We start from the raw sequence: 19,617 nt of genomic DNA, 5'->3' as shown, positions 1-19,617 counted from the left end.
GAACTCAGCGCTTGCCCATGGAGCGACGCGTGCCGTTGGGTGCGCGACCCGGTCTCTCGTGGTGGCCGTCCTTGCCGTTTTTCTGGTGCCAGGCCTGGCCGGTCTTTTTCGTCGCGGCGAACTCGGCGGGCTTGAACGGAAAACTGAAGGCCGGGATCACCGGCTTGTCGCTGACCGCCAGCTCAGCCTCGACCACAGGCTCTTCATCCGGGTTGGTGGAAACGGACGGTTGTTCAGGGGAAGTCATGGAAGCTCCGAAAAGGCGGGACGGATCAGGTCGAACCGAAAGACCGCAGTATACCTGCGAGCGCCCTGCCCGCGCCGCCGCCAGCGGTCATTTATAGAACAAATCGACCACCACCCCGGCCGAGAACGGCCCGGCCTTGGGCTGGGCGCTGTGCCACAACAGTTCGGCGTCGAACTGGGTCATGGCGGCCTGGGTGTCGCCCAACAGCTCGGCCAGGTGGAAGGAGCGGTTGTAAGGAATCACCCCGCCGCCCGCCCTGACGATGCGGATGCCGACACCGTCGTTGCCGCTGGGGATCAGCAACTCGCCGGCCAGGGTGCCCGATACCGGCTTCAGCCGTGCGTCCAGGCTGAAGGCGCTGTCGCAGGTGCGGCTGGTATGCAGGGCGAACGGTCGCCGTTCGGCCACCTGCCCCACGACCACGTTCTGGATGGCGATCCGCCCGAAATCAACGGTGTCCGGGATCACCTGCAATTGCGCGTCACAGGCCACGAAGCGCAGGCCGCCGAGGTTGTTGATCACATAGTTGAGCGAGTCGCCAAGGGGACCCGGCCCGCTGCCGCCGTCGAGCTGGAACAGGCGGTAATCCTGCAAGCGGCTGGCCACTCCCGACGGCGGCGTCGGTCCGAACTTCTCGATAAACACCGAAAAGCCCAGGTTGAAACTCAAGGCGCCACAGGCCTGCGCGTCGACACAGGCCGGCACGCTGCGGCCGGTGGCGATGCGCCCGTTGCTCTGGCGATGATCGACTCCTTCATGACTCAGGCCGACACGAATCCCCTGGCCGACCACCTGATGGGCCGGGTTCAGGTGGATATAGATCTCTTCCTGGGGCCCCGGCTGGCCGCCCCTGGCACAGTCCACCGCCAGGTTGACCGGCTCGGAACGCCAGACCACCGTGCCGTTGGGCGCCGACGCGGGAATCGCCACGGTGCTGCCGAGATCGGCACTGGCCACCAGCGAACCGCTGCCTTGCAAGGTACAACTGAGGGCAAAACAGCTGGCCGGGCTCAACAGCCCGAGCAGCAACAAGGCACGCGGCCAGGTGAGATGAAGCGTCTTGGTCATGGGGAGGTCCGTTCTGCAAGGGAGGAAGCGTCGCCCAGCAGCGACGCACTGAAAGGGATGCCGACATCGAAGCGGGCGCTGTAGGCGCGCTGGCCGCCGTAGTCGGTCAGGGCGTTGAACCGCAGCAGGCGCTGCTGGCTGGCCATGGCACGGGTTGCCAGCAGCACTTCCCGCTGTTCTCCCGGCGGCACCAGCAGGTCGTCGCCCAGCGGATGAGTGCCTTGCTCGCCGGCCAGTTCAAGGCTCAACAGCGCGGCATGAAAGGCCGTCGGGTTCTCCACCTTCAACCGCGGCACGCCGCTGGCATCCGGTTCCAGGACCCAGCGCAGCCGTTCCGGCGTGAGCGCCGGATCGCCGGCCAGCCCCGGCGGCCGGAATAGCACATTGATCCGCTGGCGGATGGCAATGCTCAACTGGCTGTCGCCGGGACGCACCCGGGGGATTTCCATCACATAGAGGTGCAGCAGCGACTCATGCTCCGTCGGCATCCCGCGCCCCTCATACATCAGTCGCAAGGCTTGCCGACCATCGGGCGCCAGCCGCGAAATCGGCGGGGTCAGCACAAAGGGCAGGTCTTTCGCCCCACCGGCGTCTTCCCGCGACTCCAGCCAGGCTTGCAGCAGCACCTCCTGGCGCCCGCGGTTGCGGGCCTCGATGCTCACGTCGGTAAAGCGCCCGTCGAACACCAGCCGCGTACCGCTCAGGGACACCGTGGCCTGGGCCGGCGCCGCCGAAACCAGGCTCAACGCCAGGAGCAACGCCTGTACAGGTTTCATTGGCAGACCCCCTTGACCCGGTCATAGGCCAGTTGCGGATCCCGTGGCGACAGGCGGAAATGGAACTGGCAGCCTTGCCCCGACCATTTCACCTGCAATGTCCCCTCCTCCCGGTCGCTGAGCACCAATGCGCGGCTGGTCGGGTCGACCACCGCCAGCGACTTGCCCTCGGCATCCTGGACGCTGGCCCCCAGCGGCAACGCGCTGCCATCGGCCAGGCTCAGCTCGAACTGCACCCGGCGACCGGCACTGGCGTTGAAACGCACCAGGGTCGACGAACCCCGACGCGGCACCACCTGGGCGATGGCGTTCTCGACCTCGACGTCCGCGCCCAGGTCACGGGTATCCAGGCTGATCCAGTTGGCGCGGTAAGGCTGGGCATACGGCAGCACCGCATAACCATTGCCTCCGGTCTCGACGCCGCTGAAGTTGTTGAACCGCGCGCCGCGCACACCCGGCACCTCGACCAGCGCGAAGGTGTCGCCCAGCGATTGCCCGAGGTTCACGCCACCGCCATGGGCGACCAGCGAGCCACGGGCACCGATGTTCCAGCTGTTGAAATCCTGGCCGTGGCTGTAGCCGGCCTCGAAGCGCCCGACCGAGGTCGTCGCGTTGACACTGGCGGAGCCGGCACGGGCCCCGGAACCGTCATTGCCGGCCAGCACCGAGTAGAACGCATTCTGCTCCAGCACGCGCCCGGTCAGGCCGGCCATGACGCTGGAGTCGCCCTGGTTGTCGCGTACCGCCGTCAGCGAGGCACGGGTCGAGCTTTCATGACGTCCCAGCGGCAGCGACAGCGTCAAGGTGAACTGATGATCGGTGTCGACCTTGCCATTGATATCCATCGCCTGGGTCCGATCCACGGAGAGGCTGTAGCTGAGGTCGCGCCAGTAGCCGCCATAGGTCGCGTTGAACTGGCGGGACTTGCCCGGCAGGTTCCAGAAGCGCTGTTCAAGGGCGGTGAAGCTGAAGGTACCGTTCGCCACGGGCTGGCTGAGGGTGATATCGAAACGGTCGCGGGCCCGGCCGATCTGGTTCTGCGCCAGATGGCTGCGCTCGTCCACATGCTGGTCGAAACTGCGGTAGTGCTCGCTGGAGTAGCGATAGCCGGCCAGGGCAAAGGTGGTCCGCGTGGCATTCAGGGTATTGGCATAACGCAGGCGCACGCTCTGCCCGCCGATATCGGTAGTGGCCTGGCGGCTGACCGAGTGGGTCAGGTCCGCCGACACCGCGCCCAGTCCCGTGTTGACCCCCAGGCCCAGGTTGCTGGCCTGGAAATCCTCGGCCAGTTGCACGCCGCCGAAGCCGGTGATCAGCTCGCTCAGCCCGTAGATCAGCGTGGTGCTGGCAAACCCCGGGTTCTCGTCCCGATCGTCGTTGCTGTCATATTGCCCGGCCTCGACGCTGTAGCTGAAGGTGCCCTTGGGCAGCATCAGGGGCAGCGACGCGAACGCCTGGATAAAGGTGCGACGGCGACCGTCCGCCTCGATCACCGTCACCAGCAGGTCGCCATTGGAACCGCTGGGGTAGAAGTCACTGATCTCGAACGGTCCGGGTGGCACGTTCGAGCTGTACAGCAGGTAGCCGTTCTGGCGAATCTCCACCGTCGCATTGCTTTCCGCCACGCCACGGATGGTCGGCGCATAGACCCGCTCGCTGTCGGGCAGCATGCCGTCGTCCGAGGCTACCTGGGCACCGCGAAACCGTATGCTGTCGAAGACCCGCGAGTCGCTGTAGGTCTCGCCGAGGGTCAGTTGGCCTTTCCAGGCGGTCAGGTCGCGCTGGGCATAGGTCTGGTTGCTGGTGAAATGCGAGGATTGTCGGTCCGAGTGCACCAGCGAGGACTCGTTGCGCAAACGCCAGGCGCCGAGGTTCAGGCCATTGCGCAGGCCCAGGTAATAGCTGTCGCTTTTCTGTCGATCGAGTTCGCGGCGATTGCCGCTGAAGCTGTAGCTGATGAAACCGCTGTTGACCCCCTCGTCCCACAGCTCCGGCGACAGGTAGCCCCTGGCGCTGCGGCGCAGTGCGATCTGCGGCACGCTGAGGTTGAGCGCCAGGGTATTGGGTTGGTAGTCGACACTGGCCTGGTCCAGTTTGCCGAGATCGAAACAGTGCTCGGGGGCAGCCTGGGAGGGCAGTTCGACCAAGGCCTTGAGGCGCTCGGCGTCGAGCCCCAGATCCTCCAGCAGGGCCAGGGTCAGGCAGGGTTCCACGCGCCCACTGAGCGTATCCCGGCTGAAGCGCACATCCCGGCGGGCACTGAGTACACGGTTCAGGTAGATGTCCACCCGGTAGAGGCCGGGCAAGACGCTGTTGCCCTCCAGGAACGCCTTGATATCCGCCGGCTGCTCGCCGCCATGGATAAAGGCGGTATTGAACCTGACAGATTCGCCGGCCGACTCCACAACGGCCGGATCCGCAAAAGCCAGGTCCGGCACCAGCAGGCACAGGCCCAGAGGTATGGCGGCCTGGCGATTCACGCTCTGCAACAGGGGGCGTGTCGCGGCCTCCCTTTTCCCACGACACGATGACACCAGAACTTCCTTTGTTCTTCGATAAAGCCAGTCCATTTGCAACCTTCACTCAATGTCTCGAGATGTTTGTTAAAGGCGAACGCCTGCGCGCACGGGCTCTTGCGAGGGTGCGACGCACTTGAAATTGAAAGAGATGCCCGGTGCGAGTGCGCTAATTCTCGACCCACAGGGCCTGGCCGCTTTTCCAGTCGCGACTGGAAAGCTGATAAGGCACGACGGCCCCATGGTCATTGATGCTCTTGAAGCTCAGTCGCGCCTGCTGCTCCGTCACGGGAGCGGGTAGTTCGAACACCTGCGCCTGTCCGGGAGCCAGCATCGCGTTCTTGCGGTGCAGCAGGCGGGCCGTGGCGCCGAACAGTTCGATATCCACCAGGCTGACATGGAACGGTCCGGGATTGCTCACCGCCAGCGTGCCGTCGGGCTTCAGGCGCCAGCGCAATTGCCGGGGCGCCTGCTCCGGATCGGCCATCAGCTGGCGGGGGCGATAGAGCACCTTGATCCGCTGGCGAATGCCGATCTGCAGCACATTCTCCTGCTCGCTTGCCTGCGGTATTTCCTGGACATTCAACCAGAACAGCGATTCACGGTCGGTGGGCATCTCGACGCCCGAATGGATGACCCGCACCGTTTGCCGCCCGCCTCCGGACAGCGGCACCAGGGGAGGGACAACGGCAAAGGGCAACTCTCCCGCTGCGGGATCCTCGGCCTCCAGCCAGGACTGCAACAGGATCGTCGAGCGGTTCTTGTTCAAGACACTGAGCACGGCTTCCTTGTGCTGCGCCGGGTACACCAGACGCGTGGCATTAAGCACGATCCCGGCCTGCGCATGGACTCCTGTCCACACGACCAGAGCCATGCCGATCATCGACGTCATCAACTTGCACATGTTGCGACCCATCTATAGCCAATAAAAAAACGGAGCTTTGCAGCTCCGTTCGAGACAACCACTCAGTTGTAGGTCAGTACGAAGGGCACTGTACCGGTGGCCGCACCTGGCACCGTCGCCACGCCGTTCTTCACGAACACCGCCCGCAGGGACAGGGTGCCGCTGGAACCGCTGCCGCTGGGCTGGAGAATGCCGTCGATGGTGTCGGTGGGGTCCTGGATATTCAGGAAGTTATCGTTGTCCCGGCGTATCAGGCCGATGCCCACGCCCTTGGCCGCACCGGCCGTGGTCAGCAGGTAGGGATCGTTCTGATCGACCTGGGCCGGACGGAATGACATGTGCACGCTGTTTTCCGCCGCCGGTTGCAGGCAGGTCACCAGCAGATCGATGTCCTTGGCCGTGCCCAGGCGGGATTCGGTACGGTTGCCGATATCGGCGAAGGAAACACGCCCGAGGTCGACCGGAATGTTGTCAGCGGACCCACCGCCGGACGACACATCGCAACTGGTATTGGTCAGTGCACCGGTAAAGTTCAGCGTGCCACCGTTGGCGGCGAGGGCGGAGCCAGTCACACCCAGGGCGGCACCCAATAAAGCCAACGTCAGGGAAATCTTTTTCATGCGAACACAATCCTTCGAGTTAATCGTTTGTACCCATCACTTGGGTGGCGGCCAATATAGTCGTCGATCGTGAATCGAACTATCAGACCCGGCCTGATTCAGGCTACCGATTTAACGCGAAAACAGGACATCTGCCTCTGTCAGAGAAACATGTCATTCGACGGACACAGAAAAATGACCCGGAGAGTGTTTAAGATTAAAAACAGAAAGATGAAAATCGTCGAGTTTAAACACTCGCAAGCCAACTCCCTGAAACTTTCCAGGGAAATTTTAATTATATCGATCAGACAGTTGCTTGTACTGATCGCCAGCGCCGTGGCGCAGAGTCAACTTGACGCCGGATATTTCAGGGGACGCCGCCCGACTCTATACAGTCCAGGCAGCGCTTATGCTTCGCCACACGTACAGTTCTACAGGTACGTGATCACCACAATGCCCTTGGGCGAGACCGTGGTGATGCTGGAAGCCCCGTTCGACAAGGGTTGGTAACTTGCATTGAAGGGCCGGGCGCCACCGCTGCAGGCATTGTCAGCGGTGTCGACCGCCACCACGACACCCGGCGCTACCTGGATATGTTGTGAAGCACCACGGGCATTTGCCGAACCCGCGGACGACACTTCGCATGCGGCCTCGACGATCTGCCCGGTAAAACGAATCTGCCCGCTGTTGGGCGTGGCCGCCTGTACAGTGGAACAAACTCCCATCAACAACAAGACACCCAACACCGATAGTGTGTATTTCATATCAAGTACTCCCAAACCAGGGGAACCCCTTATCAAGTAAAGCCCACTTGCAAGCATTCCACTGAAAAACGGGGAATATCCGTAGGACTTTTTATATTCGATTAAACACGCCACTATCCTGATAGCACTTCTGCGCAAAGCACATATCTTTGAAAAACAAGCCATTGAACAAACAGTGGTACTTACCGGGTTATCGTCCCTTATGGCGGTTCCTTTAATGGCCGCCCCGCCCTTTCGTTTCTGGCCTCGCCCCGGCCCTGGCTGACAGCCCTGTCAGTTAGCTGTCACCGTGCTGACCGGGTCGCGGGGTTATAAAGAGGCTACTGTTCTGCCAGCATTCACCTTCCCATTCCTTGTCCCGGCGTTTTGACAGCATGCACATCCAGAAAAAAACCGTGTTGGGCCTTGTCGTGATCCTGGTGGTGGCCGCCGGGGCGACCTGGGCGCTGACCCGTCCCGCCCATACCAAGCAGGCCGGCAACGTGGCGATACCGGTCAAGGTGGTCAACGTCGCGCAACGGGATGTGCCGCGCTACGCCAGCGGTATCGGTACGGTGCTGTCGCTGCACAGCGTGGTGATCCGGCCACAGATCGACGGCATCCTGACCCGGCTGCTGGTCAAGGAAGGCCAACTGGTCAAGGAAGGTGACCTGCTGGCGACCCTCGACGATCGTTCGATCCAGGCCAGCCTGTCCCAGGCCAGGGCCCAACTGGCACAGAGCCAGGCGCAGTTGCAGGTGGCGGAAATCGACCTCAAGCGCTACAAGCTGCTGACCGTCGACAACGGTATTTCAAAACAGACCTACGATCAGCAACAGGCACTGGTCAATCAGCTCAGGGCCACCGCCCAGGGCAACCAGGCGGCGATTGCCGCCGCCCAGGTGCAACTCTCGTACACCCAGATCCATTCGCCGGTCACCGGCCGGGTCGGTATCCGCGCCGTGGACGAAGGCAACTTCCTGCGCATGAGCGATGCCCAGGGCCTGTTCTCCGTGACCCAGATCGACCCGATCGCCGTGGAGTTCTCCCTCCCCCAGCAGATGCTGCCGACCCTGCAAGGGCTGCTCGGTGCTGCCAAACCGGCCACGGTGGATGCCTACCTGGGTGACGACGGACATACCGGCACCCTGCTCGGCGCCGGCCACCTGACGCTGATCGACAACCAGGTCGCGGCCACCACCGGCACGATCAAGGCCAAGGCCGAATTCAGCAACCCGACCCAGAAGCTCTGGCCGGGCCAGCTGGTGAATATCAAGATCCAGACCGCCCTCGACCAGGACGCCCTGGTCGTGCCGCCGTCGGTGGTGCAACGCGGGCTGGACGGTTACTTCGTCTATCGGATCAAGGACAAGGGCGTGGAAATCGTCCCGGTGCAAATGCCCTACCAGGACAGCGACCTGAACATCATCACGGGCGTGCGGGCCGGCGATGTATTGGTCAGCGATGGTCAGTCGCGGCTCAAGCCCAGCTCGCAGGTCGAAATACTCGGCGAACCCAAGCTGGCTGAACAGGCCGTGGCGGTGGAGCCCAAGCCATGATCAAGGAAAGTCGCGGTGTCTCCGCCTGGTGCATCGATCACCCGGTGGCGACCATCCTGCTCACCTTCGCCCTGGTCCTGCTCGGGTTGATCGCTTTCCCGCGCCTGCCCCTGGCGCCCTTGCCGGAAGCTGAATTCCCGACCATCCAGGTCTCCGCCCAACTGCCCGGTGCCAGCCCGCAAACCATGGCGTCCTCGGTGGCGACACCGCTGGAAGTGCAGTTCAGTGCCATCCCCGGCATGACCCAGATGACCTCCAGCAGCGCCCTCGGCTCGACCACGCTGACGCTGCAGTTCACCCTCAGCAAGAGCATCGATACCGCCGCCCAGGAAGTCCAGGCGGCGATCAACACCGCCTCGGGCAAGCTGCCCAAGGACATGCCGACCCTGCCGACCTGGCGCAAGGTCAACCCGGCCGACAGCCCGGTGCTGATCCTCAGCATCAGCTCGAGCCGGATGCCCGGCACCGAACTGAGCGACTACGCCGAAACCCTGCTGGCACGCCAGCTCAGCCAGATCGACGGCGTCGGCCAGATCAACATCACCGGCCAGCAGCGCCCGGCGATTCGCGTCCAGGCCTCGGCCGACAAGCTGGCGGCCATCGGCCTGACTCTGGCGGACATCCGCCTGGCGATCCAGCAGACCAGCCTCAACCTGGCCAAGGGCGCGCTCTACGGCAAGTCGAGCATTTCCACCCTGTCGACCAACGACCAGTTGTTCCAGCCGGAGGAGTACGGCCAGTTGATCGTCTCCTACAAGAACGGCGCGCCCGTCCAGCTCAAGGATGTCGCCCGGGTGATCCGTGGTTCCGAGGACGCCTATGTGCAAGCCTGGTCCGGCGACGAGCCGGGCGTGAACCTGGTGATTTCCCGTCAGCCGGGGGCCAACATCGTCGAGACCGTGGACCGCATCCAGGCCGCCCTGCCGGGCCTGGAAGCCATGCTCCCGGCCTCGGTGCAGGTCAAGGTGCTGATCGACCGCACCCAGACCATCCGCGCCTCGCTGCATGAAGTGGAAATGACCCTGCTGATCGCCATCCTGCTGGTGGTGGCGGTGATGGCGCTGTTCCTGCGCCAGCTGTCGGCGACCCTGATCGTCTCCGCCGTGCTCGGCGTCTCGCTGGTGGCCAGCTTCGCCCTGATGTACGTGATGGGCTTCAGCCTGAACAACCTGACCCTGGTGGCGATCGTCATCGCCGTGGGCTTCGTGGTGGACGACGCCATCGTCGTCGTGGAAAACATCCACCGTCACCTCGAGGCCGGCGACGGTATGCGCGAGGCGGCGATCAAGGGCGCCGGCGAGATCGGCTTTACCGTGGTGTCCATCAGCTTCTCGCTGATCGCCGCGTTCATTCCGCTGCTGTTCATGGGCGGCGTGGTCGGCCGGCTGTTCAAGGAATTCGCCCTGACCGCCACTTCGACCATCCTGATTTCGGTGGTGGTTTCGCTGACCCTGGCACCCACCCTCGCCGCGCTGTTCATGCGTGCCCCGGTGCATCACGAACATTCGAAAGCGACCTTCGGCGAACGCCTGCTGGCCGTCTACGAGCGCAACCTGCGCCGCGCCCTGGCGCGCCAGAAAACCATGTTCGGGCTGTTCTGCGTGACCCTGTGCCTGGCCATCGCCGGTTATGTGTTCATTCCCAAGGGCTTCTTCCCGGTCCAGGACACCGGCTTCGTCCTCGGCACCACCGAGGCCGCCGCCGATGTGTCCTTCACCGATATGGTCGCCAAGCACAAGGCGCTCGCCGAGATCGTCGCGGCCGACCCGGCGGTGCAGGCGTTCTCCCATTCGGTGGGCGTCTCGGGCAGCAACCAGACCATCGCCAACGGCCGGTTCTGGATCGCCCTCAAGCCACAGGACCAGCGGGACGTGTCCGCCAGTGCCTTTATCGATCGCATCCGTCCGCAACTGATGAAGATCCCCGGTATCGTCCTCTACCTGCGGGCGGGCCAGGACATCAACCTCAGTTCCGGGCCGAGCCGGGCCCAGTACCAGTACGTGCTCAAGAGCAACGACGGTGACACGCTCAACACCTGGACCCAGCGCCTGACCGAGAAGCTGCGGGCCAATCCGGCGTTTCGCGACCTGTCCAACGACCTGCAGCTGGGCGGCAGCATCACCCACATCAACATCGACCGCAGCGCCGCCGCGCGTTTCGGCCTGACCGCCAGCGATGTCGACGAAGCCCTCTACGACGCCTTCGGCCAGCGCCAGATCAACGAGTACCAGACCGAGACCAACCAGTACAACGTGATCCTCGAACTGGACGCCGCCCAGCGCGGCAAGGCCGAAAGCCTGAACTACTTCTACCTGCGCTCGCCCCTGACCGGCGAAATGGTCCCGCTGTCGGCCCTGGCGCGCTTCGACGTCCCCACCAGCGGCCCGCTGTCCATCGCCCATGACGGTATGTTCCCGGCCGCCAACCTGTCGTTCAACCTGTCACCTGGCGTGGCCCTGGGCGACGCGGTGCTGATGCTCAACCAGGCGAAGAACGAAATCGGCATGCCGGCGTCCATCAGCGGCAGTTTCCAGGGCGCGGCCCAGGCCTTCCAGAGCTCCCTGGCCAGCCAGCCGTGGCTGATCCTCGCCGCGCTGGTGGCGGTCTACATCATCCTCGGGGTGCTCTACGAGAGCTTCGTGCACCCGCTGACGATCATCTCCACCCTGCCGTCCGCCGGCCTCGGTGCACTGATCATGCTATGGCTGCTGGGCCAGGACTTCTCGATCATGGCGCTGATCGGCCTGGTGCTGCTGATCGGTATCGTGAAGAAGAACGGCATCCTGATGATCGACTTCGCCCTGGAAGCCCAGCGTGGCGGGCTCTCGCCGGAGGAAGCGATCTACAAGGCCTGTATCACCCGGTTCCGCCCGATCATCATGACCACCCTGGCCGCCCTGCTCGGCGCCCTGCCGCTGATGCTCGGCCACGGCACCGGCGCCGAGTTGCGCCAGCCCCTGGGTATCGCCGTGGTCGGCGGCCTGCTGGTGAGCCAGGCGCTGACGCTGTTTACCACACCCGTCATATACTTGTGGCTCGAGCGGCTATTCCATCGGCCCCAACCGGCAAGCGTGCCGGCGATCACTCATTGAGGCTGGTTCATGCGTGTCCTGATTATCGAAGATGAAGAGAAGACCGCCGACTACCTGCATCGTGGCCTGACGGAACAGGGTTACACCGTCGACCTCGCGCGCGATGGTGTCGGTGGGCTGCACCTGGCGCTGGAAAGCGACTACGCGGTGATCATCCTCGACGTGATGTTGCCGGAGCTGGACGGCTTCGGTGTGCTCAAGGCGCTGCGGGCGCGCAAGCAGACGCCGGTGATCATGCTCACCGCCCGCGAGCGCGTCGAGGATCGCATCCGCGGCCTGCGCGACGGCGCCGACGACTACCTGGGCAAGCCCTTTTCCTTTCTCGAACTGGTAGCGCGCCTGCAGGCGCTGACCCGGCGCAGCGGCGGCGGCCACGAGCCGGTACAGATCAGCGTCGCCGACCTGTGGGTCGACCTGATCAGCCGCAAGGCCAGCCGTGCCGGCACCCGCCTGGACCTGACCGCCAAGGAGTTCTCGCTGCTCAGCGTGCTGGCCCGGCGCCAGGGCGAAATCCTGTCGAAGACGGCGATTGCCGAGATGGTCTGGGACATCAACTTCGACAGCGACGCGAATGTCGTCGAGGTGGCGATCAAGCGCCTGCGCGCCAAGCTCGATGGGCCGTTCGAACAGAAACTGCTGCACACCATCCGCGGCATGGGCTATGTGCTGGAGAGCCGTGGTGTCGAGTAACTCCATCGCCCTGCGCCTGAGCGGGATGTTCAGCCTGGTGGCGATGCTGGTGTTCCTGCTGATCGGCGGGGCCCTGTACCAGCAGGTCGACAAGGGCCTCGGCCTGCTGCCCGAGGCCGAACTGGATGCGCGCTACAGCGTGCTCGAGTCCTCTCTCAATCGCTTCGGCACCCCGGACCACTGGGTGAAGATCAACGCCAAGCTCAAGCAACTGGGCGAGGAAGACAAGCGCATCCGCTTCTGGGTGGTCAGCAGCGATCCCAACTATGAGTACGGCAACCCCGACGCGCAGATCCGCGCCTTCGCCGCCGGCCCCAAGGGCATGCGCGACCTGCGCCTGCCGGGACACGCCTATCCGTTCAAGGTCCTGCTCAACACCATGCCGGCCAAGGACCAGCGGCCGCCGCTGCAGTTCCTGATCGCCATCGATACCGAGACGTTCTGGCAGACCCAGCATCAGTTGCTGATCGCCCTGATCAGCCTGGCCATCGTCGGCGTGCTGCTGGCTTCGGCCCTGGGCTACTGGGTGGCGCGAATCGGCCTCAAGCCGCTGATCAAGCTGTCCCAGGAAGCCCGCAAACTGGCGCCGCCGCGGCTGACCGGACGCCTGCAACTGTCGCCGCTGCCGCCGGAACTGAGCCAGTTCGTCAACTCCTTCAACTCGACCCTGGAACGGGTGGAGCAGGCCTATTCGCGGCTGGAGTCGTTCAATGCCGATGTGGCCCACGAACTGCGCTCGCCACTGACCAACCTGATCGGCCAGACCCAGGTGGCCCTGACCCGCGGGCGTTCCGCCGAGCATTATTTCGAGGTGCTGCAATCGAACCTCGAAGAGCTGGAGCGCCTGCGTTCGATCATCAACGACATGCTCTTCCTCGCCAGCGCCGACCAGGGCAGCAAGGCCACCAAGCTGATCAGCACCTCGCTGGCGGCGGAGGTCGCAACGACCCTGGACTACCTGGATTTCATTCTCGAGGACGCTCAGGTACGGGTCGAAGTCAGCGGCGATGCCCAGGTGCGGATCGAGATCGCCCACCTGCGCCGGGCCCTGATCAACCTGCTGAGCAACGCGGTGCAACACACCGCACCCGGCCAGGCGATCACCGTGCGCATCGAGCAGGAGGGCGAACGGGTGGCGATCGCCGTATCCAACCCCGGGGAAACCATCGCCAGCGAACACCTCTCGCGCCTGTTCGAACGCTTCTATCGCGTCGACGCCTCGCGCAGCAACAGCGGCGCCAACCACGGCCTGGGCCTGGCCATCGTCAAGGCAATCGCACTGATGCATGGCGGCGACGTGTTCGTGCGCAGCGGCAACGGCAGCAATACCTTCGGTATCTACCTGCCGGCCTGAGCGATGCTCCCCGAAAATTCCGAGGGCCGGCCCCCAGCCCCCTGAAACTGGCCTTTTTCTTGCCTGGGATCTGTATATGCGTCAATAAACCTCGCAATCGAGAACGCCACCATCAATCACCGCCCGGCAAAACCCTCCAACCCGCAGATGTTGCTGATACTGGGTAGCACGCTGACGGTCATTGCCATGACGGCTATCGTCACCTACCTGCTGGTACGGGAACGCGCCGATGCCGCTCAGGCCGCTGCCCGGGCGGCGAGCAATATCGTGCAACTGATCGATGCCGATGTGCTGCGCAACGTGGAACTCTACGACCAGGCGGTCCAGGGCCTGATCGCGGCTTCGCAACGCCCGGACCTGGTGGGGATCCCCCCCGAGGTCCGCCATCTCGCGCTTTTCGACCGGGCCTCGAGCGCCTCCCACAGAGGAGATGTCCTGCTGCTTGATCGCCAGGGTGATGTCATTGCCGACTCGCTATCGGTCACGCCGAGGGTCGCCAATTTCTCCGACCGTGAGTACTTCCAGATTCACAAGGACAATCCGGACCCGAAACTGACGATCACCGGCCCCTTCAAGGCCCGTCGAGCACCGCATTTCTGGCTCCTGGGTTTCAGCCGCCGGCTCTCCACGCCAGACGGGGAATTTCTCGGCGTTGCCACTGCCGCGTTGCGCCTCAGTTATTTCGACGAGTTGTTCAAGTCGCTGGACATCGGCAAGGGTAGTTCAGTCAACCTGATCAGCGCGCAAGGTATTCTCCTCGCCCAGCAGCCACACATGGGCGAAGATCTGATCGGCAAGGACTTCAGCAAACGCCCCAACTTTCTCCGTATCATGAAAGAGGGCGAAGGCAGTTTTACCGGCATATCCAGCCTTGATGGTACCGAGCGGCTCTATACCTTCGCCAAAGTGGGCAAGTTGCCGCTGATCGTGGTCGTCGCGCTTTCCACGGATGGTGTCTACGCTGCCTGGAGACACACCGCCTCCCTGACCGGCCTCGCCACAGGCATTCTCTGTTTCATCCTGCTCTGGCTGACATGGCTGCTGTCACGGGAGTTGCGCCTGCGCCGGCGCGCCGAAAAGGCACTCGCCAAACTGGCGACGACCGACCCTTTGACCGGCCTGGCCAATCGTCGGGCGCTGGATGATGCGCTGCTACGTGAATGGGCCAGGGCGCGACGCTCGGGTAAACCGTTGTCGCTGCTGATGATCGATGCCGACCATTTCAAGGCCTTCAACGATCGCCATGGTCACCCGGTCGGTGATGAAGCGCTGAAGCGCCTGGCGAGGGTGATCAGCGACAGCATTCGCCGTCCTGGCGACATCGCGGCGCGTTATGGCGGCGAAGAGTTTTCCGTGATCCTGCCTGAAACCGACGCGCAAGGTGCCTTGAGCCAGGCGCAAAAGATCAGGACAGCCATGGCCGCGCTCCCCCCCTTCGGGGACGACAGCCAGACAATCACCGTCAGCATCGGCGTCAGCACCACTTCCCAGCTTTGCGAAGGCAGCGTGGAACAGCTGCTGCACACAGCCGACCGGGCGTTGTACCAGGCCAAGCACGATGGACGCGACCGGGCGTTGCATATCCCTGTCGGCGGCTAAAAAAAAACCGCCCGAAGGCGGCTTTTAAAAACAACAAAAGGAGAGAGTCGTTACACGGCCGCAACAGGACGCATGTAAGAGATCGGCGCGGTGCTGGCGTCTTCGAAGGTCACGACTTCCCAGGCATCGGTCTGCTCAATCAACTTGCGCAGGAGCTGGTTGTTCAGTGCATGGCCCGACTTGAAGCCCTTGAACTCACCAATCAGGCTATTGCCCAGCAGGTAGAGGTCACCAATGGCGTCCAGGATCTTGTGCTTCACGAATTCGTCTTCATAACGAAGGCCGTCTTCGTTCAGAACACCGTCTGCATCGACCACGATGGCGTTTTCCACGCTACCGCCGAGTGCGAGGTTGTGCTTGCGCAGGTACTCGATATCACTCATGAAACCAAAGGTCCGGGCGCGGCTGACTTCTTTTACGAACGAAGTGCTGGAAAAATCCACGCTGGCACTCTGGGTGCGGTCACGGAACACCGGGTGATCGAAATCGATCTCGAAGCTCACCTTGAAACCTTCGAAAGGCACGAAAGTGGCGCGCTTGTCGCCGTCTTCCACTGTGACTTCACGCAGGATGCGGATGAACTTCTTGGCTGCGTCCTGTTCTTCCAGGCCGGCAGATTGAATCAGGAATACGAAGGGTCCGGCGCTACCATCCATGATCGGGACTTCGGACGCGGAGAGCTCGACGTAGGCGTTATCGATGCCCAGGCCGGCCATGGCCGAGAGCAGGTGCTCCACCGTGTCCACCTTGACGTCACCATTGACCAACGTGGTCGACATGGTGGTTTCGCCAACGTTTTCCGCGCGCGCAGGAATCTGTACCACAGGGTCGAGGTCGGCGCGGCAAAACACGATGCCGGTGTCCACAGGCGCTGGCTTGAGGGTCAGGTAGACCTTCTCGCCGGAGTGCAGGCCGACACCTGTAGCACGGATAATATTTTTCAGGGTGCGTTGTTTAATCATGGCATGGGCCGCTTCAGCGCAAATTGCGAACAGGTATCAACAAAGGCTGGCGATGATAGCAGACCAGGCCTTTGCTGAACACCAATCACCCTAATACTCCTGATACATTCCATCAATCGGCCTGGCGACGCAGGAAAGCCGGGATATCCAGATAGTCCAGGTCATCTTGCGGGTTCATCTTCGCGGCAGTCGCAGCACCGGCCTGGGCCTGGTTGCGCATGACGGTCGGACGGTCCAGGTCACGGTAGTTCACCGACGGCAGTTCCTGACGGGCAGGTGCTGGTGCGGCGGCGGACTGGGTGGTCTGCAGGGTATTGTCGATCACCTTGACCGGCTTCTCGATTTTCGCGCCCAGGCCGGTGGCGACCACGGTCACGTGCAGCTCGTCGCGCATGTCCGGATCGATAACGGTACCGACCTTGACCATCGCGTGCTCGGAAGCGAAGGCTTCGATGATGCTACCCACGTCGGAGTACTCACCCAGGGACAGGTCAGGACCGGCGGTGATATTCACCAGGATGCCGCGTGCGCCTTGCAGGTTCACGTCTTCGAGCAACGGGTTGCGGATCGCCGCCTCGGTGGCTTCGCGAGCACGGTTCGGACCGCTGGCGCAGCCGGTGCCCATCATCGCCATGCCCATTTCGCTCATCACGGTACGGACGTCGGCGAAGTCGACGTTGATCATGCCCGGACGCTTGATGATGTCGGAGATACCGCGAACGGCACCAGCCAGTACATCGTCGGCCTTGGCGAATGCCGACAGCAGGCTTGCGTCCTTGCCCAGGATGGTCAGCAGCTTCTCGTTGGGAATGGTGATCAACGAGTCGACGCTTTCACTCAGCGCGCGGATGCCTTCATCGGCGATCTGCATGCGCTTGCGGCCTTCGAACGGGAACGGACGGGTCACCACCGCAACGGTGAGGATGCCCATTTCCTTGGCCACTTCGGCGATGATCGGGGCTGCACCGGTACCGGTACCGCCACCCATGCCGGTGGTGATGAAGACCATGTTGGTGCCTTGCAGCACTTCAGCGATACGCTCGCGGTCTTCCAGGGCGGCCTGACGACCGACTTCCGGGTTGGCGCCAGCGCCAAGGCCCTTGGTCACGCCGGTGCCCAGTTGCAGGATGGTCCGCGCGCCGATGTTCTTCAGCGCCTGGGCATCAGTGTTGGCGCAGATGAACTCGACGCCTTCAATGTTGCTCTTGACCATATGGTTGACAGCGTTGCCGCCGCCACCGCCGACGCCGATAACCTTGATTACCGGACTTTGTGGGACGTTGTCTACGAGTTCGAACATGTTCCCTCTCCTTTCATTCTCTAGTTTTTTCGCCTACTTCTACTGCTTTGAAACTTTAAAAGTTGCCCTGGACCCAGCGCTTCAAACGCTCCAGCACAGGTGCTTTCTGTTCTTCATCGCGATAGTCGTTTCTGTTGCCGCCGTTGTAGCCGGACAGGGAAATGCCGTCCGACTGCTTTTGCAGCCCGTACAGCAACAGCCCCACCCCAGTTGAATAGATCGGGTTGCGGACCACGTCCGACAGCCCCTTGACCGTGTGCGGCACGCCCAGGCGTACCGGCATGTGGAAGATTTCCTCGGCCAGCTCGACCGCGCCTTCCATCTTCGAGGTGCCACCGGTCAGCACGATGCCGGCCGGGATCAGGTCTTCGTAGCCGCTGCGGCGCAGCTCGGCCTGGATCAGCGTGAACAGTTCGTCGTAGCGCGGCTCGACCACCTCGGCCAAGGCCTGGCGGGACAGCTCGCGCGGTGGACGATCGCCGACGCTCGGGACCTTGATGGTTTCACCGGCACCGGCCAGCTTGGCCAGGGCGCAGGCGTAGCGGATCTTGATCTCTTCGGCGTACTGGGTCGGGGTACGCAGCGCCATGGCGATGTCGTTGGTCACCTGGTCGCCGGCAATCGGGATCACCGCGGTGTGGCGGATCGCGCCTTCGGTGAAGATCGCGATGTCGGTGGTACCGCCGCCGATGTCCACCAGGCAGACGCCCAGCTCTTTCTCGTCGTCGGTCAGCACCGAGTAGGCGGAGGCCAGTTGCTCGAGGATGATGTCGTCGATTTCGAGGCCGCAGCGGCGCACGCACTTCTCGATGTTCTGGGCCGCGTTCACCGCGCAGGTGACCACGTGGACCTTGGCTTCGAGGCGCACGCCGGACATGCCCAGGGGCTCGCGCACGCCTTCCTGGTTGTCGATCACGTAGTCCTGCGGCAGGGTGTGCAGGACCCGCTGGTCAGCCGGGATCGCCACGGCCTGGGCCGCGTCGAGGACGCGCTCGAGATCCGCCGAACTGACTTCGCGATCGCGGATCGCGACGATGCCGTGGGAATTCAGGCTGCGGATGTGATTACCCGCCACGCCGACGAATGCCGAGTGGATCCGGCAACCGGCCATCAGTTGCGCTTCTTCTACCGCGCGCTGGATCGACTGCACGGTGGACTCGATATTCACCACCACGCCCTTCTTCAGGCCACGCGAAGGATGAGTACCGATACCGACGATTTCCAGCGTGCCATCGGCCGCGACCTCGCCCACCAGCGCCACCACCTTGGAGGTGCCGATATCCAGTCCGACGATCATTTTGCCGCTTTGCACGTTTGCCATGGTCCTGCCTCTTCTTAATTCTTCGCAACGGCGGGTTTGGCCGTCACGGGCGCCACAGGTTCCCGCCATCCGACGGCCAGGCCGTTGGAGTAACGCAGATCGATGCTGGCAATGTTCGTAATCTGTTCTTTCAACGTTTTTTCATAAATGGCAATGAAACGGCGCATCTTCTCGACCAGATGGTCGCGGCCCAACAACAACTGGATACCCGGCCCGGCGCTTCCTGCGCCGGTGGTCAGGAACCAACTGCCCCGCTCACGCAGTTCCAGCCGGGCGATGGAGAAGCCCAGCGGGCGCAACATCTGACTCAGGACCTGGTACTGCTGCATCACCTGCTGCTGAGCCCGCTGCGGGCCGAACAGCTGCGGCAGATGTTCGTAGTTCGCCAGTTCCCGTGGCGCGAACGCCTGGCCCTGGTTGTTCAACAACGCCTCGTCGCCCCAGCGGGCCACCGGCAACTGCTCTTCCAGGCGGATCACCACCTGGTCCGGCCACACACGCCGGACCTCGGCGTGGGCGATCCACGGCATGGTTTCCAGCTCGGCGCGCATGCTCGCCAGGTCGATGGTGAAGAAGCTTGCCGCGACGTACGGCGCGATCCGCTGCTGCACCGCCTGCTGGCTGATGTAGCTGAGGTCGCCCTGGACGTTGATCTTGCTGATCGGTCGATCCGCATAGGGCAACAGGCGCTGGGCGCCCTCATAGGTGCCGAAGCCCAGGGCCACCAGCAACACCGGCCACATCAGGCGCTTCAGGAAGCCGAAATTGGCTTTTGGCAGGCGCACTGACATCGGCTCTTTAGCCACCATTCGGCTGGCACCCCGCGGCACCGGCTTGTTACGGCCGGAAGCGGGTGGCTGATGACGAATCTGCGCGCCGTGCATGGT

General features: G+C 63.2%; 16 protein-coding genes. 5 read left to right on the top strand and 11 right to left on the bottom strand.

Going from position 1 to position 19,617, the window contains the following annotated elements:
- Window positions 1–4: 4 nt before the first annotated feature.
- The 7 genes from HX881_RS10000 to HX881_RS09970 all read right to left on the bottom strand — a co-directional run bounded on the left by HX881_RS10000 (window position 5) and on the right by HX881_RS09970 (window position 6,874).
- On the bottom strand, window positions 5–247 hold the full coding sequence (locus HX881_RS10000; protein WP_177084162.1) for a hypothetical protein: 243 nt from the start codon (window positions 245–247) through the stop codon (window positions 5–7).
- Between the two features lie 87 nt (window positions 248–334).
- Complete coding sequence (locus tag HX881_RS09995) at window positions 335–1,315, bottom strand: fimbrial protein (protein ID WP_177084161.1); 981 nt, start codon at window positions 1,313–1,315, stop codon at window positions 335–337.
- Complete coding sequence (locus HX881_RS09990; RefSeq protein WP_177084160.1) at window positions 1,312–2,091, bottom strand: fimbrial biogenesis chaperone; 780 nt, start codon at window positions 2,089–2,091, stop codon at window positions 1,312–1,314. Before HX881_RS09990 ends, HX881_RS09995 begins: the two co-directional genes overlap by 4 nt.
- Window positions 2,088–4,661 (bottom strand): fimbria/pilus outer membrane usher protein, encoded by a 2,574-nt coding sequence (locus HX881_RS09985; RefSeq protein WP_425503482.1) that lies wholly within the window; start codon window positions 4,659–4,661, stop codon window positions 2,088–2,090. The genes HX881_RS09990 and HX881_RS09985 overlap by 4 nt, the downstream gene beginning before the upstream one ends.
- A gap of 115 nt (window positions 4,662–4,776) precedes the next feature.
- Complete coding sequence (locus HX881_RS09980; RefSeq protein WP_063824039.1) at window positions 4,777–5,511, bottom strand: fimbrial biogenesis chaperone; 735 nt, start codon at window positions 5,509–5,511, stop codon at window positions 4,777–4,779.
- A gap of 62 nt (window positions 5,512–5,573) precedes the next feature.
- Entirely contained in the window at window positions 5,574–6,131 is a 558-nt protein-coding gene (locus tag HX881_RS09975; RefSeq protein WP_017123620.1) for a fimbrial protein, read from the bottom strand.
- A gap of 410 nt (window positions 6,132–6,541) precedes the next feature.
- Window positions 6,542–6,874 (bottom strand): type 1 fimbrial protein, encoded by a 333-nt coding sequence (locus HX881_RS09970; RefSeq protein ID WP_177084159.1) that lies wholly within the window; start codon window positions 6,872–6,874, stop codon window positions 6,542–6,544.
- Window positions 6,875–7,248: 374 nt separating this feature from the next.
- Between HX881_RS09970 and HX881_RS09965 the strand changes: the two genes are divergently transcribed.
- The 5 genes from HX881_RS09965 (at window position 7,249) to HX881_RS09945 (ending at window position 15,147) form a co-directional block, all read left to right on the top strand.
- Window positions 7,249–8,412, top strand: a complete 1,164-nt coding sequence (locus HX881_RS09965; protein ID WP_177084158.1) for an efflux RND transporter periplasmic adaptor subunit — start codon at window positions 7,249–7,251, stop codon at window positions 8,410–8,412.
- Complete coding sequence (locus HX881_RS09960; RefSeq protein WP_017123617.1) at window positions 8,409–11,504, top strand: multidrug efflux RND transporter permease subunit; 3,096 nt, start codon at window positions 8,409–8,411, stop codon at window positions 11,502–11,504. The genes HX881_RS09965 and HX881_RS09960 overlap by 4 nt, the downstream gene beginning before the upstream one ends.
- Before the next feature lie 9 nt (window positions 11,505–11,513).
- Window positions 11,514–12,194, top strand: coding sequence for a heavy metal response regulator transcription factor (locus tag HX881_RS09955; RefSeq protein WP_017123616.1), 681 nt, complete (start codon window positions 11,514–11,516; stop codon window positions 12,192–12,194).
- Window positions 12,184–13,548: a heavy metal sensor histidine kinase gene (locus HX881_RS09950; RefSeq protein WP_177084157.1), complete on the top strand. Its 1,365-nt coding sequence runs from the start codon at window positions 12,184–12,186 to the stop codon at window positions 13,546–13,548. The genes HX881_RS09955 and HX881_RS09950 overlap by 11 nt, the downstream gene beginning before the upstream one ends.
- A gap of 147 nt (window positions 13,549–13,695) precedes the next feature.
- Window positions 13,696–15,147 carry a diguanylate cyclase gene (locus HX881_RS09945; RefSeq protein WP_177084156.1) on the top strand — a complete coding sequence of 484 codons (1,452 nt, stop codon included), beginning with the start codon at window positions 13,696–13,698 and terminating at the stop codon, window positions 15,145–15,147.
- 50 nt (window positions 15,148–15,197) lie between these two features.
- Here the strand turns inward: HX881_RS09945 and lpxC are convergent, their stop codons facing one another.
- From lpxC to HX881_RS09925, 4 genes are all read right to left on the bottom strand, one after another.
- On the bottom strand, window positions 15,198–16,109 hold the full coding sequence (gene lpxC, locus HX881_RS09940; RefSeq protein WP_007939852.1) for a UDP-3-O-acyl-N-acetylglucosamine deacetylase: 912 nt from the start codon (window positions 16,107–16,109) through the stop codon (window positions 15,198–15,200).
- A 112-nt stretch (window positions 16,110–16,221) separates the two neighbouring features.
- Window positions 16,222–17,409 (bottom strand): cell division protein FtsZ, encoded by a 1,188-nt coding sequence (gene ftsZ / locus HX881_RS09935; RefSeq protein ID WP_017123613.1) that lies wholly within the window; start codon window positions 17,407–17,409, stop codon window positions 16,222–16,224.
- 55 nt (window positions 17,410–17,464) lie between these two features.
- A complete protein-coding gene (gene ftsA, locus HX881_RS09930) occupies window positions 17,465–18,730 on the bottom strand; it encodes a cell division protein FtsA (RefSeq protein ID WP_017123612.1) in 1,266 nt (421 codons plus the stop codon).
- Between the two features lie 14 nt (window positions 18,731–18,744).
- Window positions 18,745–19,614, bottom strand: a complete 870-nt coding sequence (locus HX881_RS09925) for a cell division protein FtsQ/DivIB (protein ID WP_042934305.1) — start codon at window positions 19,612–19,614, stop codon at window positions 18,745–18,747.
- Window positions 19,615–19,617: the final 3 nt, after the last annotated feature.

This window comes from Pseudomonas gingeri, assembly GCF_013386115.1.
Lineage (GTDB): Bacteria > Pseudomonadota > Gammaproteobacteria > Pseudomonadales > Pseudomonadaceae > Aquipseudomonas > Aquipseudomonas gingeri.
This window is presented reverse-complemented; position numbering and strand designations above follow the sequence as displayed.

What these genes read in the sequence shown, in the direction of transcription:
- HX881_RS10000 (WP_177084162.1), bottom strand. Translation starts at nt 247, where the DNA reads ATGACTTCCCCTGAACAACCGTCCGTTTCCACCAACCCGGATGAAGAG.
- HX881_RS09965 (WP_177084158.1), top strand. Translation starts at nt 7,249, where the DNA reads ATGCACATCCAGAAAAAAACCGTGTTGGGCCTTGTCGTGATCCTGGTG.
- HX881_RS09995 (WP_177084161.1), bottom strand. Translation starts at nt 1,315, where the DNA reads ATGACCAAGACGCTTCATCTCACCTGGCCGCGTGCCTTGTTGCTGCTC.
- HX881_RS09985 (WP_425503482.1), bottom strand. Translation starts at nt 4,661, where the DNA reads ATGGACTGGCTTTATCGAAGAACAAAGGAAGTTCTGGTGTCATCGTGT.
- HX881_RS09980 (WP_063824039.1), bottom strand. Translation starts at nt 5,511, where the DNA reads ATGTGCAAGTTGATGACGTCGATGATCGGCATGGCTCTGGTCGTGTGG.
- HX881_RS09925 (WP_042934305.1), bottom strand. Translation starts at nt 19,614, where the DNA reads ATGCACGGCGCGCAGATTCGTCATCAGCCACCCGCTTCCGGCCGTAAC.
- HX881_RS09960 (WP_017123617.1), top strand. Translation starts at nt 8,409, where the DNA reads ATGATCAAGGAAAGTCGCGGTGTCTCCGCCTGGTGCATCGATCACCCG.
- HX881_RS09990 (WP_177084160.1), bottom strand. Translation starts at nt 2,091, where the DNA reads ATGAAACCTGTACAGGCGTTGCTCCTGGCGTTGAGCCTGGTTTCGGCG.
- ftsA (WP_017123612.1), bottom strand. Translation starts at nt 18,730, where the DNA reads ATGGCAAACGTGCAAAGCGGCAAAATGATCGTCGGACTGGATATCGGC.
- HX881_RS09970 (WP_177084159.1), bottom strand. Translation starts at nt 6,874, where the DNA reads ATGAAATACACACTATCGGTGTTGGGTGTCTTGTTGTTGATGGGAGTT.
- HX881_RS09945 (WP_177084156.1), top strand. Translation starts at nt 13,696, where the DNA reads ATGTTGCTGATACTGGGTAGCACGCTGACGGTCATTGCCATGACGGCT.
- HX881_RS09975 (WP_017123620.1), bottom strand. Translation starts at nt 6,131, where the DNA reads ATGAAAAAGATTTCCCTGACGTTGGCTTTATTGGGTGCCGCCCTGGGT.
- lpxC (WP_007939852.1), bottom strand. Translation starts at nt 16,109, where the DNA reads ATGATTAAACAACGCACCCTGAAAAATATTATCCGTGCTACAGGTGTC.
- ftsZ (WP_017123613.1), bottom strand. Translation starts at nt 17,409, where the DNA reads ATGTTCGAACTCGTAGACAACGTCCCACAAAGTCCGGTAATCAAGGTT.
- HX881_RS09955 (WP_017123616.1), top strand. Translation starts at nt 11,514, where the DNA reads ATGCGTGTCCTGATTATCGAAGATGAAGAGAAGACCGCCGACTACCTG.